The 15203-nt window shown below is 62.0% G+C and carries 12 protein-coding genes; 6 read left to right on the forward strand and 6 right to left on the reverse strand.

Annotated elements, in window-relative coordinates:
* Positions 1-105: 105 nt before the first annotated feature.
* Complete coding sequence (locus tag HS961_RS13720) at positions 106-2076, forward strand: AI-2E family transporter (RefSeq protein WP_182322840.1); 1971 nt, start codon at positions 106-108, stop codon at positions 2074-2076.
* Positions 2077-2130: 54 nt separating this feature from the next.
* Here the strand turns inward: HS961_RS13720 and HS961_RS13725 are convergent, their stop codons facing one another.
* A complete protein-coding gene (locus tag HS961_RS13725; protein WP_182322842.1) occupies positions 2131-3030 on the reverse strand; it encodes a LysR family transcriptional regulator in 900 nt (299 codons plus the stop codon).
* Positions 3031-3269: 239 nt separating this feature from the next.
* Between HS961_RS13725 and HS961_RS13730 the strand changes: the two genes are divergently transcribed.
* The 5 genes from HS961_RS13730 to ggt all read left to right on the forward strand — a co-directional run bounded on the left by HS961_RS13730 (position 3270) and on the right by ggt (position 8762).
* A complete protein-coding gene (locus HS961_RS13730; RefSeq protein WP_182322844.1) occupies positions 3270-4448 on the forward strand; it encodes an MFS transporter in 1179 nt (392 codons plus the stop codon).
* Positions 4449-4709: 261 nt separating this feature from the next.
* Positions 4710-5513 carry a 2,5-didehydrogluconate reductase DkgB gene (gene dkgB, locus HS961_RS13735; RefSeq protein ID WP_182322846.1) on the forward strand — a complete coding sequence of 268 codons (804 nt, stop codon included), beginning with the start codon at positions 4710-4712 and terminating at the stop codon, positions 5511-5513.
* A gap of 106 nt (positions 5514-5619) precedes the next feature.
* The gene (locus HS961_RS13740) at positions 5620-6144 is read left to right on the forward strand and encodes a DUF4124 domain-containing protein (protein ID WP_182322849.1); all 525 of its coding nucleotides are present in this window, start codon (positions 5620-5622) and stop codon (positions 6142-6144) included.
* A 102-nt stretch (positions 6145-6246) separates the two neighbouring features.
* Positions 6247-6486, forward strand: a complete 240-nt coding sequence (locus tag HS961_RS13745; RefSeq protein WP_182322851.1) for a hypothetical protein — start codon at positions 6247-6249, stop codon at positions 6484-6486.
* Positions 6487-6761: 275 nt separating this feature from the next.
* Entirely contained in the window at positions 6762-8762 is a 2001-nt protein-coding gene (ggt, locus tag HS961_RS13750) for a gamma-glutamyltransferase (protein ID WP_182322853.1), read from the forward strand.
* 77 nt (positions 8763-8839) lie between these two features.
* Here the strand turns inward: ggt and phnX are convergent, their stop codons facing one another.
* The 5 genes from phnX to HS961_RS13775 form a co-directional block, all read right to left on the reverse strand.
* The gene (gene phnX / locus HS961_RS13755; protein WP_182322855.1) at positions 8840-9676 is read right to left on the reverse strand and encodes a phosphonoacetaldehyde hydrolase; all 837 of its coding nucleotides are present in this window, start codon (positions 9674-9676) and stop codon (positions 8840-8842) included.
* A 94-nt stretch (positions 9677-9770) separates the two neighbouring features.
* Entirely contained in the window at positions 9771-10904 is a 1134-nt protein-coding gene (locus HS961_RS13760) for a TIGR03364 family FAD-dependent oxidoreductase (RefSeq protein ID WP_182322857.1), read from the reverse strand.
* A gap of 44 nt (positions 10905-10948) precedes the next feature.
* On the reverse strand, positions 10949-12670 hold the full coding sequence (locus tag HS961_RS13765) for a putative 2-aminoethylphosphonate ABC transporter permease subunit (protein WP_182322859.1): 1722 nt from the start codon (positions 12668-12670) through the stop codon (positions 10949-10951).
* An 81-nt stretch (positions 12671-12751) separates the two neighbouring features.
* Positions 12752-13846 (reverse strand): putative 2-aminoethylphosphonate ABC transporter ATP-binding protein, encoded by a 1095-nt coding sequence (locus tag HS961_RS13770; protein WP_238347945.1) that lies wholly within the window; start codon positions 13844-13846, stop codon positions 12752-12754.
* Between the two features lie 137 nt (positions 13847-13983).
* Positions 13984-15018: a putative 2-aminoethylphosphonate ABC transporter substrate-binding protein gene (locus tag HS961_RS13775; protein ID WP_182322863.1), complete on the reverse strand. Its 1035-nt coding sequence runs from the start codon at positions 15016-15018 to the stop codon at positions 13984-13986.
* Between the last annotated feature and the right edge of the window lie 185 nt (positions 15019-15203).

Genomic DNA, 15203 nt, shown 5'->3' on the forward strand with positions numbered 1-15203 from the left:
TGCATCGCAAAGCCTCAAAAATCAGCCAAAGATGACAGCCGCTGCGCCGAATATTGGATGTAATAGCAGCTTGCGTTTCGCCCACCCTCCGAGCTCCCCCACCCCATGCCACCCGACCAGCCCGTGCCCGACGATGTGCCCCCGGCCCAGCCCGTTCCCGGGCCAAACCGACCGCCACGTGCAGAACCGCAAGACGGGAGCCGCACCGGGAGGCGCCGCCGTATAGGCAGCTCGACCCAAGATACGCTGGCCCCGTTGCTGGCGATCGTGCCAGGTCTGCGGCTGATGGTGGGCATGGTCATTGCCGCCGTCGTCATCTTGGGGCTGTATGTGGGCCGAGATGTGCTGCTGCCGGTGGCGTTGGCGGCCCTGCTGGGATTTTTCCTGGATCCGGCGGTGAGCCGGCTCAAGCGTTGGGGCTTGCCGCGCGTGGTGTCGGTCGCCTTGGTGATGGTGCTGGCCTTGGGCGCGCTGGGCGCAGGCGCCATTTACGTGGGCGGCCAGGTGACCGGTTTGAGTGCCGAGTTGCCGACCTACCAAAACACCATTCGCCAAAAGCTGCGCAACATCAAGCCGTACTTCAATGGCCCTAGCGTCTGGGATGGCGCCGTCAAGGTGCTCAACACGGTGGAGACAGAAATTGCGCAAGGCGATGCGCGCGCACGCCGGGTGCAAAAGGTGGAAGTGCAGGAGCCGGCCGTCAAGCCGATTCAAAAGGCGCTGGAGCTGCTGGGCAAGGTGGCTGAGCCGCTGGCCACTACCGGTATCGTTTTCTTGTTTGTGGTGTTGATCTTGCTGGACCGCAGCGGCCTGCAGGACCGGTTGCTGCGGCTGATGGGGCCCAACACCCATATGGCGTCTGATGCGCTCGATGATGCTGCCACGCGCATCGGCCAGTATTTGCGCATGCAGCTTTTCGTCAACCTCAGCTACGGCGTGCCTATGGCGCTGGGCCTGTGGTGGATTGGGGTGCCCGGCGCAATTCTGTGGGGCATTTTGGCGGCGGTGCTGCGCTTTGTGCCCTATATCGGGCCCATGGCGTCTGCCGTTTTCCCGCTGACCTTGGCGTTTGCGGTGGACCCGGGCTGGAGCCTGCTGCTGTGGACCTTGGCGCTGATTTTATTGCTGGAGCTGCTGAGCAACAACGTGGTTGAGCCCTGGCTGTATGGCGCGAGCACGGGTCTGTCCACCTTGTCGATCATTCTGGCGGCAACCTTTTGGACGGCGTTGTGGGGCCCCATTGGCCTGATTTTGTCGACGCCGCTGACAGTGTGCCTGCTGGTGCTCGGGCGCTATATCCCAGGAATGGGATTTTTAGAGATTTTGCTGGGCAGCCAGGCGGTGTTTGACCCGCCGGAGAAACTGCTGCAGCGCCTGTGGCGCGGTGATGTGGACCAGGCCATCGACGTGGCTTCGGAAAATATCGACCAGGCGCTACCGCCCAAGCCCAGCCAGCAAGAACAGGCGATAGCAGTCACCCATTTCTATGACGAGGTCGCCGTGCCGGCACTGACCATTGCCGCGCAGCAGTACCGCAACGCCGCTAGCCCGCCGCAACGCCAGCGCCTGTCGGAGGCGGTGGCCATGCTGCTCAGCGGTTTGCAGCGCCACTACCGGCCCGCAGCACTTGCGCCGGTGGCAGAAGGCCAGCCGCCGACACCCACCATGGTCTGTGTCGGTATGCAATGGGATATTGACCGGCATGCCGCCACCATGGCCGCCCATGCCTTGCAGCTGAACGGTGTCGACAGCAGCACGCGTGCGGTGTCGATCGACACGGTGCTGCGCCAGGGCGATCTCTCGCTCTACGACGGCGTGCGGCATCTCTGTATTTGCAGCTTCCACCCCAATCCGCTGGGACGGCTGGGCCAAATGTGCGAGAGCCTGCGCCGGCGCTGTCCGCAGCTCAGCATCACCGTTCTGCTATTGGGCGCGCAGGGCAGGGGGCCCATGCGGGCAGAGACCTTGGGCAGCATGCGCGCACACCATGCCGTCTACCAGATCAGCGAGTTGACGCGCTTGGTAGTGGGGGAGCCAACCACCACCATGAATGCAGACAAGCCGCTTTCGCTGTGACAGCGCCGGTGGATGGAAGCCTGAGGAGGGCGGTTGCAGGGCGGCCCGGCATGGTCAATCGAAAGGCCGCTCGCGCAGCGTGTCGACCACATGATCGACAAAGCAGGTGATGCGGGCGGCTAAGGCCGTATTGCGGTAGTACACCGCGTGTATGGACTGACGCACATCCAGCAACTGGTCTTGTAGCAGTGGCAGCAAAGCGCCGCTTTCGCGGTCCGTGCGGGTCATAAAATCCGACAGGCAGACAATGCCCAAGCCGACCAAGGCCATATGGCGCAAGGTCTCGCCGCTTGATGAAGAAATCGCCGGCTGGATACGCAATAACTCCGCACTGCTATCACGTAGCGGCCAATCGTTCAGAGATTCGGGCTGGGTAAAGCCCAGCAACACATGCTGGGCCAACTGCTGGGTATCGGTAGGCGTGCCATGGCGGGCCAGATAGCCGGGGCTGGCGAGCACCCGGATGCGGCTGCTGCCCACCGGCCGCGCATGCAGGCTGGAATCCTTGAGCGCGCCAATGCGAAACGCCACATCGCTGCGCTTTTCGATCAGATCGACAATGCCTTCATGCGAGTGCAGCTCCAGCTCCACCTCGGGGTATTTCGCGCGAAAACTCTCAACCAGCGGCACCAGCACATGCAGCATAAAGGGCGTGGCAGCATCGACCCGCAGGCGCCCGGCGGGCCGCACGCGCCGGGCCGCCATCAGCTCCTCGGCCTCATCCACAGACACCAGAATGGCGCGCGCCCGCTGCAAAAAGGCGGCACCTTCCTCGGTCAGCTCCAGGCGGCGGGTGGTGCGGCGCAGCAGGGTGGTTTGCAGCTTTTCCTCCAGCCGGCCCAAAGTGCGGCTGGTGGCAGAGACGGTCTGGTCCAGCAACTCCGAGGCGGCTGTGATCGAGCCGGTATCGACCACGGCTACAAAGGCCTGCAGTTCATCGAGCGTGGTCTTCATGGTTGCGCTGGCGTCAAAGGATTTTGGTGGCGATGGTACCGAAGGATCCTCTGCAAAAGCTCCCTGCCGTGGTCTGAATGCGGACTCGGGCGATCCGCTGCGTTGTCTTCCTTGTCAATAGCTCGCTATTGACTGCAAAAGACGCCTTGCGTCTCATCCCGATCCGCATCCATCCCATTCGGCGAGGGCTTTGCAGAGGATCCTTAGTCTGCAAATATTAGCAGGGCACACTAGAGGCTATGAAGTCTTCCGCTGTTCTGTTTGCCCTGGCCATTGGCGCTTTCGCCATTGGCACCACCGAGTTTGCCCCCATGGGGCTGTTGCCCGTCATCGCCCAGGGCGTGGATGTGAGCATCCCCACCGCCGGCATGCTGGTGTCTGCCTACGCCGTGGGCGTGATGCTGGGCGCGCCGGTGATGACCTTGCTGTTCAGCCGCTTTGGCCGGCGGGCCGCGCTGGTCAGCCTGATGCTGATTTTTACCGTGGGCAATCTGCTCTCGGCACTGGCCCCCGGCTATACGACCTTGCTGCTGTCACGCTTGGTGACCAGCCTCAACCATGGCGCTTTCTTTGGCATTGGCGCCGTGGTGGCGGCCAGCGTGGTGCCCAAGGACAAGCAGGCCAGCGCCATTGCAGCCATGTTCATGGGACTGACGGTGGCCAATATCGGCGGCGTGCCCGCTGCCACCTGGATCGGCCAGCAAGTGGGCTGGCGGCTGGCCTTTGCCGGCACGGCCGCGCTGGGCCTGGTCACGATCGCTGCGCTGTGGATGGTGCTGCCTAAAGGCGCGCCTGGCACACGGCCCGATGTGCGCCGCGAACTGAAGGTGCTCACGCGCCCCGAGGTGCTGCTGGCCATGGGCACCACCGTGCTGGGCGCCGGCTCCATGTTTACGCTTTACACCTATGTGGCCCCGGTGCTGACCGAGATCACCCATGCCAGCCCCAGCTTTATCGCCTTCGCACTGGTGCTGATTGGCGTCGGCTTCACCATCGGCAACAGCCTGGGCGGTCGCCTGGCTGACTGGTCACTCGATGGCGCCACCCGACTGATTCTGCTGGCCCTGGCCCTCATCATGCTGGTGCTGCCTTGGGCGCTAACCAGCCATGTGGGCGCAGGCATCGGTCTGGTGGTGTGGGGCGCTGCTGCTTTTGGCATGGTGCCGCCCGTGCAGATGCGGGTGATGCAGGCGGCGGCCGAGGCGCCAGGCCTGGCTTCGTCCGTCAATGTGGGCGCCTTCAACCTGGGCAATGCCGTGGGCGCTGCGTTGGGGGGCGCCGTGATTAGCCAAGGGCTGGGTTATGAGGCCGTGCCCTGGGCAGGTGCTGCACTGGCGGCGGCTGGCCTCGGTCTTGTGTTTCTCCAGGGCCGTATGCGCCGAGGGCAAGCTTTGTCGGTGACGGCTGCCAAGCTTTAAACCGCGTGGGCTGAAAGGCTCCTGGTGCAGACATCTGGCTGCACCAGGAGCTTTTTGCGTTCTAGCGGTGATGCTGCGTCGACGGGATGGCAGCGTGCGCTAATCATTGATATTTATTCAAAAGAATATTGCGGATACAGGGCTTTATCCGCAAGGATGAAAAGCGCACACTGGATGCCAATGCGATGAGGGCTTGGCTAAATTACTGCCGATGCAGGCCCGCCGCTCATCGTTCTCTGTATTTTTCTCAAGGAGTTTTTCATGGCTATTCCTCGATTTGGCGTTGGTACTTTCCGTCTGCAAGGCCAAGTGGTCGTCGATTCGGTGCGCAACGCACTGGAGCTGGGCTACCGGGCAGTCGATACCGCGCAGATCTACGGCAACGAAGCCGAAGTGGGCCAAGCCATTGCCGACAGCGGCGTGGCGCGCGAAGAGCTGTTTGTCACCACCAAGATATGGACCGACAACTACAGCCAGTCCAAGCTGATTCCCAGCCTGAAAGACAGCCTTAAAAAGCTGCGCAGCGACTATGTGGATCTGACCCTGATCCACTGGCCTGCACCCGGCAATGGCGTGGCGCTTCAAGAGTTCATGACGGCGTTGGCAGAAGCCAAAGCCCAGGGCCTGACCCGCCAGATTGGCATCTCCAACTTCAACATCGACCTGACCCGCCAGGCCATCGCCGCCCTGGGAGCAGGGGAGATCGCCACCAACCAGATCGAGCTGAGCCCTTACCTGCAGAGCCACCAACTGACGGCCTTTCTCCAGGAGCAGGGCATTGCCGTGACCTCGTACATGACGCTGGCCTACGGCAAGGTGCTGAAGGACCCGGTGCTGGCCGAGATCGCCAGCAAGCACCAGGCCACCGTCGCCCAAGTCGCGCTGGCCTGGGCCTTGCAACTGGGCTACGCCGTCATCCCGTCTTCGACCAAGCGCGAGAACCTGGCCAGCAACCTGCTGGCCCAGCAACTGGTGCTGGATACCAATGACATGGCGCGTATCGCCCAATTGGAGCGCAATGGCCGTGAGGTGAATCCTGAGGGACTGGCGCCTATCTGGGATTGAGCGGGGAAGGGCGTTGGTATGAATGGCCTGCCGCAGTGCAGGCCTTTTTATGCAAAGGAGCCGGCTGAGCCGCTAGGATGCGCGCAAACAATACGTAAGGAAATGTATGCGCATCCTGATAGCGCTGGGTTTGCTGCTGACAGGCGCTGCCCAGGCCCAAGAGGTGTACCGCTGCGGCAATAGCTATAGCTCCGAGCCCTGCAAAAATGCCAAGACCATTGATGTCACGCCTGCAGTCAGCAACCCGCATGGACCGCTGACCCGACTGATCTACCTCTGTAAACGACCGGATAATACCGAGCTGTGGTGGATTGACCGACCATGTTCACAGGAGCGGTGGGACCTGATCGAGGGCGTCAGGGTGCCCAGCAATGTGGACTGGAAAACCCAAATGGCCATTGCCCAACGAAAACGGGCGGACGATGCGCGGCGAGCCAGGCATGCGCGTCATCATTACCATTCGGCTGCGCCTGGCAGTGGACGATCCAACGAGGCGCGTTGCGAGGAATTTAGGCAAAGGGTGGAATATTTGGATTCCGCCGCCAGGGCTGGCGGTACCGCACGCAAGATGGAATGGATCCGTGAAGAACGGCAACGGGCGCGGGACGAGCAATTCCGGGCCGGGTGCTGAGGTTCCTGTTACAGCCCTTGCATGCGCTGAAGGGTTGACGACCGGCAGGCAGCTACACTGCGCAGCAGGAGGAACGGCACGATGGATTGGGCAAGATGGCAGATGGAAATTGACCGGCAAGTCGCTTGGATGCTTTTTTGGTCGTTGGTGGGAACGGTGATTTCGTTCTGGGTCGGCTATGAAATCTTGAAGTCCGCGATCAAGAATGGCATCAACGCGTCGAAATTGGGTGACCGCCAGAAGTTGTTGCAGCCAGCGCCGCCACCGGTTGCGCCTGCAGGCTACCGCTGGGTGCTGGTCAAAGACGACAAGTCAGGGCCCGACATACGGCCTGAGCGCTGAGCGCGAGAAGCTGAAGGATCCAGGTCACGTTGAAAGTTGTGCAGCTACCAAGGCTGAAGCTTGCTACTTAGGTAATTGATACGATGTATATTATGTTAAGTCGAATTTCTACCTAGCTGCGCACTACCACTTCTCCGACAACATCAAACCTGCCCCGCCGCTGGGAACCGAAGTTACTTTGTTGCCAAACCGAGGGTTAACCACGGCGGATGCAGCCTTTCGATCTATCGTTTTACTAAGACAATTTCGTGTCAATTGATACGAGGAAAAGTTATATGAAAAACGAACGATCGCTGGGTGCCGTGCCCGCACGCTACAGCATGGCTGCCCTGGCAGCCATTGTTGCGCTGACGATGACGGCCTGTGGTGGCTCCAGCCACAACGACAAAGAAGATCTGGTGAGCACGGCCTGCGAGGCTGGCACGTCGGATGGTTCGGTGGTGGTGGGTTCCGGCTTGCCGGGCGATCCTTCGTTCCCTGAGCTAGCTTCGGGCTACCGCACTGGCAAGAAGGTCGTCGAAGGCCATCAATACATGGTGGTCACTGCCAATCCTCTGGCCTCCAAGGCGGGTTGCGAGGTGCTGAAGTCTGGCGGCTCTGCGGTCGATGCGGCGGTTGCCGTGCAAATGGTGCTGGGTCTGGTGGAGCCCCAATCCAGCGGTATTGGCGGTGGCGCCTTTATGCTGTACTACGATGCAGCGACCAAAAAAGTCACGGCCTATGACGGCCGCGAAACGGCACCTGCTGCCGCGACGCCTGATTACCTGCGCTATATCGACAGCGGTACGCAAACGACGCCGCTGCCCAGCGCCCGTGCCAGCGGCCGCTCCATCGGCACGCCTGGCGCCGTGCGCATGCTGGACCTGGCCCACAAGGAACACGGCGCCAAGCCCTGGAAGGACCTGATCCAGCCGGGTATCGACCTGGCTACCAATGGTTTCAAGATCAGCGGCCGTATGTCGGATGCACTGGCCGGTGCCAAGACGGCATTGCAGGCGGATGCCGACGCCCTCGCCTTGTACTTCAATGCCGATGGCTCCACCAAGGGCCTGGGTGAGACTTTCAAGAACCCTGCCTATGCAGCCACTCTGACCAAGATGGCGACTGGTGGTGCCGATGCGTTCTACACCGGAGCTGTGGCACAAGGCATCGTCGACAAGATCGCCGTAGCCCAGAACGTGACCACCGGCGCGCCCATCACGCCCGGCGTGACGACGATGAGCGATTTGGCTGGCTACCAGGCCAAAAAGCGCGACGCTGTTTGCACGACCTACCGCGCCAAGTATGTGATCTGCGGCATGCCACCACCCTCGTCCGGCGGTATTGCTGTGGCCCAAGCCATGGGCGTGCTGGAGAACTTTGACCTGGCTCCCCACAAGCCCACTGCACTGGATCTGGAAGGCGGCAAGCCCACTGCCATGGGCGTTCACCTGGTGAGCGAAGCCGAGCGCATGGCCTATTCCGACCGCGACATGTATGTGGCCGACACCGACTTCACCCCCCTGCCCGGCCCGCTGAACAGCACCTTGCTGGACAAGAGCTACCTGAAGTCGCGTGCTGCGCTGATCTCGCCGACCCAAAGCATGGGCACCGCCACAGCCGGCCAGTTTGGCAACACCCGTATGGGCGTGGGCAAGGTGGCGGAAGCTGGCACCACGCACATGACCATTGTCGATGGCAAGGGCAATGTGGTGAGCATGACCACCACGGTGGAAGCGGGCATGGGTTCGTACCACATGACCCAGGGCTTTATCCTGAACAACCAGCTGACCGACTTCTCGGCCGCGCCGACCACCGCCGATGGCCTGCCGATCGCCAACAAGCTGGAAGCCGGCAAGCGCCCACGCAGCTCGATGGCCCCTACCATCGTGTTTGATGCGACCGCTGATGGCCAGCCTGGTGCCTTCAAGATGGCTACCGGCTCGCCCGGCGGTGCCACCATCATCCAGTTTGTGACCAAGACTTTGGTTGGCGCGCTGGACTGGGGCCTGGATGCCCAGCAAGCCACCAACTTGGTGAACTTTGGCGCCTCCAACAGCCGCACCACCAACCTAGGCGGCGAGCACCCCAATATCAATGCCACCAACAGCGGTGACAACGATCCTTTGGTGCTGGCACTGCGCGCTATGGGCCATACCGTGTCGGTCAATGCGCAATCCAGCGGTGTAGGCACCGTTATCCGCACCGCCAATGCGGCTGGTGAGGCACGCCTGAGCGGTGGCGCCGATCCACGCCGTGAAGGTGTGGTGCTGGGCGATACCTACAAGGCCAAGTAAGCCTCGGGTTTCAGCAACGTCAAAAAGCCGCTGCGGGTTACTGCCCGCAGCGGCTTTTTTGTTTTTGGCGTCCGAAATTACGCAGCCACTTGCGCCGGCAGCTCTTGGCGCTGCAAGTGCTGGTTGATCTGCTCGATCACCGGCAGCAGGTCGGCCACGCTATCAATCACAAAATGCGCGCCGGCGCTCCGCAATTGCTCGTTGGCGCTGCTGCGGATGTCGGCTTGCTTGTCGGAGCTGAGCGCCTGCCATTCCGGCAAGGACAGGCCATTGGCATTGCCGCTGATGGCCACGCCGACGGTCCAGCACCCAGCATTCAAGCCTTCGGCAATTCCTACGCCGGTGTCGTCCACCTTCACCACGGTCGATGCCGGCCAGATACCCAGGTCGGCAAAGCAGCGGTACATCATCAAGGGGCTGGGACGGCCTGCCGCCAGGTCGCCTGCGCAGACGATATTGTCCGGCGCATAGCCGGCGCGGGCGGCGATGGGTTCGAGCACATCCATGATCGGGCGGTTGTAGCCGGTGGTGCTGCCGATCTTGATGCCATCCAAGCGCAGGCGGTTGACGACCTCCAACGCGCCGGGGATAAAGTCTGCAAAGTCGCCGACCACGCGGGCGTTCATCGGCGTGAACACTTCGTAGAGGTGGTCGATATCGCTGTTGGCCACCGGCTTGCCATAACGGCTCTCCCACTGGGCTGCCACCTCGGGCAGTTGGCAAAGCGCCGCAATATGGTCCCATTTTGCTGAACCCATCGGGCCACGTGCCTGGGGAATGCTGATGTCGATGCCGAAATCTTTGAACAGCTGCACAAAGGCACCCATGGGGGCGCGTGAGCCAAAGTCGAGAATCGTGCCGGCCCAGTCAAAAACAACGGCTTGCACTCGGTGCGGGTTGTGAAAATTCGTCATGCATGTCCTCTGCCCCATGGCCTGGCCACTGGCCAGGGTCTTGTCGGGGTATGTCTATATAAGAGATCTGTCGTTCAGCGAGCCCTGCCCGCGCTTACCAGTTGGCAAAGGTGTCGTGCGCGACGCCAAAGCCGGTGCTGGCTCCCGTGCCGCTGGTCACGATGGCCACGCGGGTGGCTGCATCCGGTGCTTCAATAAAGCAGTCCGTCTGCGGTGCCGAGGGGTAGATACCCACCCAGCGCTCGGTCACACGGTAGTCCTCAATGTGCAGCGCCTCCTGCATATGTCGCAGCATCAAGGTATCGACGTGGTCCTGCGCAAAAGGCTGGACGGCGGCGCCGTAGTGGTGCGAATCGCCGACCACCAGGCTGCCATCGGCACTCTGGACGACGATCAGGTGGATGCCATGGGCAAGGCTCTCGCCCTCTTCCTGCTGTAGTTGCTGCAGCAAGGCCTGCGCTTGGGGCAGCTTGCTGTAGCCGTGGTAGCGCACGAGGCTCAGGTCGCCCATCACCGATGCATTCAGCCTAAAAGCGGCCGCCGGCTGTACCCGCAGCATTTGCAGCTGGCACAGCTGTACCTGGTGCTTGGCAAACAGATCGCTGTAGAGGCCGTGAATATCCGCATTGGTGCAGACGACCACCCGCTCGGCATGCAACTGGCCTTTGGCGGTCACCACCTTGGGCGTGGCTACTTCCAGCACCGCCTCGCCAAAGCGGAAAGTGACTTGCATCTGCTCGGCCAGCCAGCGGGTGAGCTGGGCAATGGCATCGCGTGATTCCACCCGCAGGTCAATGGGGCTGTGCAAGACGGCCTTGGCCTGGTCCAGCCGCAGCTCGGGCGCATGGCGGGCGGCCTCTTCGGCAGTCCACAGTGCGCAGTTCACGCTCTGGGCCATATCGGTTTGCATAAAGGCCTGCAGCACCTCTAGCGCCTTGCCGCGTGTTGCGACCAGGTTCAGGCCCTGGTGCTGCACAGCAATGCCGGCTTTGGGCGCAATCTCGGCCCACACGTCGCGCGCATGGCGGGCGCGGCGCCAGGTGTCCCCTGCCCCTTGGCCGGTCACCGTCACAAAGCCAAAGTTGCGGATCGAGGCGCTCACACAGGCGGCATCGCGGTCCACCACGCAGACCTTCAAACCCCGGCGTGCGGCCTCATAGGCATGGGCCAGGCCCACAATGCCTGCGCCCACCACAATCACATCGAAACTGGTACTTCCCACCGTCATTCCTGTCTTTCCTTGTGCTATGTCTGTCGTATCTGTCATCGCGGTCAGCGTTGCCGCCAGGCTTGGGTGCGCTTGCTTAGCCACCAGCCCAATACCTGGTAGAGCACGGTCACCACGCAGCTGATGGCGGCGATCATCACGGCCATCGCAGCGGCGGCAGCCATGTCACCGGCTTCGTCCAGGTTCAAGATGGCGACGGCGCCCAGGCGGGTTTCTGGCGAGTAGAGAAAGACCACCGCCGAGATGGTGGTCATCGCGGCCACAAAGAAGTAGCGCGACACCTCCAGCAAAGCCGGCAGGCACATGGGCAAGGTGACGGTCCACAAGGTACGGTAGAACGGCACCTTGAGCGAGGCGCTCACGGCTTCAAACTCGCCATCAATGGCCTTCAAGGCGGTTACCAAGGTCATATGGCCCGTGGTGTAGTAGTGCATCACCGTACACAGCACCATCAAAGGCATGGTCTGGTAGAGAAAGTTCAGCGGGTTGCCGGGGGCGTTGAAAAAGAAGATGTAGCCCAGGCCCAGCACCAGGCCGGGTACGGCCATGGGCAGCATCGCCAGCATGCGCAGCACAGGGCGCAAGGCGGGTAGGCCCTTGGTTTTTTCCAACAGATAAGCGCCCATGAAGACCACCACCGGCCCCACTACGGCGGCACAGGCGGCCATGGTCAGGCTGTTGAAGACGGCGGTATCGACACCCGCATCCACCAGCCCGCTGGTGTAGTGCGCCAGGGTCAGCCCCAGCTGGTAAGGCCAGAACTGCACCAGCGAGGCAAAGATGGCCATGCCGAACATGGCCAGCATCATCGCGGCCAGCACCCAGCACAGCAAGCTGCAAAAGCGGTCGGTGGCTGCATGGCGGCTGGGTTGCAGCACCACGGCGCGGGTGGTCAGCACAGCGGTTTGTTTTTTCTGCACCTGGCGGTCAATCGCGTAGGTGATGACGGCCGGCAGCAGCAGCAGCAAGGCCACCACGGCACCACGCTGGAAATCTTGCTGCCCAATCACCAGCTTGAACACATCGGTGGCCAGCATATTGAAGTTGCCGCCAATCACCTTGGGGATACCGAAATCGGTGATCACCAAAGTAAAGACCACCAACGCGGCAGACACCACGCCGTAGCGCGCTGCCGGCAAGGTCACCGTCAAAAACTGGCGCGTGCGGCTGGCCCCCAGCGCAGTGGCGGCCTCGTACAGGCGCTGGTCGCCCAGGCTTAGCGCGGTGATCAGAATCATCAGCGCATGCGGAAAGGTGGCAAAGCACTGGGCCAGCACAATGCCGGGCGCGCCGTAGATGCTGTCGAAACCCAAGGCAGTGAGAGCGGACTTGAGCACGCCCTGGTTGCCAAACCAGTAGATCAGCGAGATGGCAGACAACAGCGACGGCGCCAACAATGGCAGCAGGCTGATGCTGCGCAGCAGGCCCTTGGCGCGCATGCCGGAGCGGGTGATGGCATAGGCAAAGCCAAAGGCCAAGGGGATGACGAATACCGTCACCATCAGCGATACCCAAAGGCTGTTCCAGAGGCTGTTCAGCAGCGCGGGAGATTGGAAGTAGCGGACAAAGCGCATGAAGGCCGAACCGCCCTCGCCCGAAGTGGGCGCAAAGGCCTGGCCCAGCAAGGCGGCCAACGGTGCCAGCAAGCCGATGACGAGCAGCGCGGTGATGACGACCAGCGCCAGTTGCGCGATGCGGTCGCTGGGTGCTGCGCGTATGCCGGTATGGCGGGTGGGCGCGGTGGGCGCCGATACGGATGAGGTCATAGTATGGTCGTAAAGCCCCATGGCCTGGGGCATGGCCGCGAGCGGCCCCGGCCCCGGCGCTTGCCGGGGCAGTGTTCGGGCTCAGGCAGTCTGGGCAAAAATCTTCAGCTGTTGCGCATGGATGGAGAACTGCAGCCAACGGCCGGGCTGGATATCCAGCTGCACGCACTGCGCGGGGCTGAGCTGCAGCTGCACATGGCGCTCTGCCAGGCGCTGCACATCGACATGGACGATGCAGACGGGCCCCAGAAACTCCAGCTGCTCCACCACGCCCGTCAGCACGGGCGAGCCATTGGGTGCCGGCGCACTGCCAATAGGTGGCAGGGCGGTGCAGTCATGCACGCTGCAGTCTTCGGGCCGCAAGTACACATCCAGGCCTTGGCCTGGCAACAGGCGTGGGGCTTGCGGGCAGTACAGCTTGTGGCCGGCCAAGGTGATGCCGCCGTTGCCGGTGGCCAGTGCCTGCAGCTTGTTGGCCTTGCCAATAAAGTTCGCCACAAAAGGGGTGGCGGGGCGTTGGTAAATATCGCGGGGGGTGCCGACCTGCTCAACCACGCCGTGGTTCATGACAACCACGCGGTCGGCCATGGCCATGGCTTCTTCTTGGTCGTGCGTGACCATGATGGTGGTGACATACAGGCGCTGCTGCAGTGCGCGGATTTCGTTGCGCAGGTGCACGCGCACCGTGGCGTCCAGGGCCGACAGCGGCTCATCAAGCAGCAGCAGGCCGGGCGACATGGCCAGCGCACGGGCCAGCGCCACGCGCTGCTGCTGGCCGCCGGAGAGTTGCGCGGGGTACTTGCCGCCGCTGACGGACAGGCCCACGGTGTCCAGCAGGCTTTGCACCTTCTGTGCCACCAGGGCCTTGGGTTGGCGCTGGCTGACGAGGCCGTAGGCCACGTTGTCAGCCACCGTCAGATTGGGAAACAACGCATACGACTGGAACACGATCCCGTAGTCCCGCTGGGATGCGGGCAGGTTGGAGATGTTCTTGCCGTCTTGCCAGATCTCGCCTGCCGTCTGGGCTTCCAGCCCCGCAATCGCACGCAACAAGGTGGTTTTGCCGCAGCCCGAGGGCCCCAGAAAACATACCAGCTCGCCCCTGCGGATTTGCAGGTTGATGGACTGCAAGGCGGTAAAGCTGCCAAAGGACTTGTGCAGATGGCGTATCTCCAAAAAGGGCGTGCAGCCCTCTTCGCTGCCACTGCGCTGGCCCTGGCTACTGGGCTCAAAGGCATACGAGGTATCGCGCACGGATGCGGTCAGCTCTGTCTGGCTTTGTTCAACTGGCAAACGCGTTGTCTCCCTGTCGCTCACTTCTTGGCCTCGCTCTTGGCGTCGTAACGCTTGGTCCATTCAGCCAGCACGCGATCGCGGCTATCGGCCATTTTGGAGAAGTCCAGCGGGATCAGGCGTGACTCGTAGTCGGCAGGGATATTGGCCAGCTTGGGGGCGACACCAGGCATGGCGGTCACGGCAAAGTTCTTGCCGTACAGCTCCATGGCATCCTTGCTCACCGCCCAGTCCACCAGCTTTTGTGCGGCATCTGCATGCTTGGTGCCCTTGTAGATGCTCACGCCTTCCAGATCCCAGCCCAGGCCTTCCTTGGGAAACACCAGCTCGATCGGTGCGCCCTTGGCCTTGTTGGCGTGTGCGCGGTATTCAAACGAGATACCGGCAACGTACTCGCCCTGCGCGGCCATGTTGCAGGGCTTGGAGCCCGAGTGGGTGTACTGCGCGATGTTTTCGTGCAGCGCATCCATGTACTTCCAGCCGCCGCCCTTGCCGTTGTCGTCGCCAAACAGCTGCAGCCAGGCTGCCACGTCGAAGTAGCCGGTGCCGCTGGATGCGGGGTTGGGCATCACCACCTGGCCCTTGAACTCAGGCTTGGTCAGGTCTTGCCAGCTGGTGGGCATGGGGATGTTGCGCTTCTTGGCTTCCACGGTGTTGAAGCAAACGGTGGCGCCAAACACATCCATACCGACCCAGCTGGGTGGGTTCTTACTGTCGCGGTACTTGGCGGTGATCGCCTCCAGGCCCTTGGGCGCATAGGCCTGGAGCATGTCGTTCTTGTCAAAAATAGCCAGGCTGGAGGCGGCAACGCCCATGATCACGTCAGCCTTGGGGTTGGCTTTTTCTGCCAGCAGCTTGGCCGTTATGACGCCGGTGGAGTCACGCACCCACTTGAGCGCGATCTCTGGGTGGCTCTTGTTGAATGCCGTTTCATAGGCCTTGAGCTGGTCCATTTCGAGGGCGGTGTAGACCGTCAGTTCGGTCTTTTGGGCATACACCAGGCCGGTGGCGGCCATGGCGGCAGCCGCGGCTACCAGCTTTTTCCAGTTCTTCATTGCGTACTCTCTCGCCTGGGTTAATAGGATCGATGGAGTATCTGAGGCGGTTATGACATCTGCATGGCAGATTGGCGAACTTTGGATGACAAACGGACGCCAGCACAATGAGCGGCAATCAGCATTTTTTCAAATCTCTACAAAAACTATGAATGCTCGGGTGATCGATAGCTTTTCGCCGTGCG

Origin of the sequence: Comamonas piscis (assembly GCF_014109725.1) — a bacterium.
Classification (GTDB): Bacteria; Pseudomonadota; Gammaproteobacteria; order Burkholderiales; family Burkholderiaceae_C; genus Comamonas; species Comamonas piscis.